This window comes from Clostridium sp. ZBS15 (genome assembly GCF_023845705.1).
In the GTDB taxonomy this organism is placed as follows: Bacteria; Bacillota; Clostridia; order Clostridiales; family Clostridiaceae; genus Clostridium; species Clostridium aquiflavi.
The window spans coordinates 1-391 of record NZ_JAMQHY010000113.1 but is presented as its reverse complement, the minus strand read 5'-3'; the positions used below and the strand labels follow the sequence as shown (position 1 = coordinate 391).

Below are 391 nucleotides of genomic sequence, written 5' to 3'. Positions count from 1 at the left end.
TTACCTTTAAATAATTTATCTAAATCATCTAGCAAAGCTAATTTATGATCAATCTTTTCTTTTTTGATTAATAAATCCTTAAGCTCTTTAAGTTTATTGTCTATAAATTTATATTCTTCTTCTAATTTAATTTTCATTTCATTTAATGATTCAAATTCTAGTTTCTTTTCTTTTACACTATTTTGAATAATTATCCATTGTTGTTCTGTAACTTCTCTATTATTTAATTTTTTAACTGAGCTCTCTATCGCTCCTTTGATTTTAGATAAATCTTCTTTATATTTTTCTATCTTTGCCTTTAATATTTCAATATCATTAAGTTCAATAATATTTGCTTTTACCTCTTCTATAGATTCAAAATTTTCACTTTTTAAATTTTTATTTAAATTTT

At 20.2% G+C, this 391-nt stretch carries 1 pseudogene; it reads right to left on the bottom strand.

The annotated features are described in order from the left end of the window. Positions 1 to 391, bottom strand: a pseudogene (locus NG904_RS16735) (SbcC/MukB-like Walker B domain-containing protein); the annotation flags it as partial.